Genomic DNA, 466 nt, shown 5'->3' with positions numbered 1-466 from the left:
GAGGTCATCGACCTGCGACATGAGGCTTTCCGACCCGCTGTCCGTGATGTCCAGCAGGCTTTTGAGCGTGCTGATTTCACTGGTCAGGGCATCCGTGGAAATGCTCTTGCCATCAAGCCCCGACAGCATGGTGGCCAGATCCCCGGTGTAACCGTCGATATGGCCGACCGTGACCTTGGTCGCACTGTCGAATTTCGTGACATGCACGCCCAGATCGTCGAGCGCATCCGCTGTCTGCTTGAGAGACGACAGCGTGCTTTCGTACGTCTCAACGCTGTCGAAAGAGGACGGCATGCCGCCCTGGAGCGCCTTGTTGAACGTGTCGTCATCGCTGCTGAGATCAATGTTGCCCAGCAGCTCGGCCAGTGTCTTGGTGCTTTTCTTCTTGCCCTTGTGGTAGTGCCCGACCTCGCCATAACTGCCGTCATTCACCGAGATGCCCAGATCGGAATAGGTCCCGTTCAGG

1 protein-coding gene is annotated in these 466 nt (G+C 58.2%); it reads right to left on the bottom strand.

Annotated elements, in window-relative coordinates:
* Positions 1–466: hypothetical protein (locus JN414_RS16515; protein ID WP_202208887.1), on the bottom strand; the 466-nt coding region annotated here is incomplete at both ends.

It is taken from the genome of Gluconobacter sp. Gdi (assembly GCF_014132155.1).
Lineage (GTDB): Bacteria > Pseudomonadota > Alphaproteobacteria > Acetobacterales > Acetobacteraceae > Gluconobacter.
The sequence above is the reverse complement of the archived record's forward strand: the minus strand, read 5'-3'. Positions and strand labels throughout refer to the sequence as shown.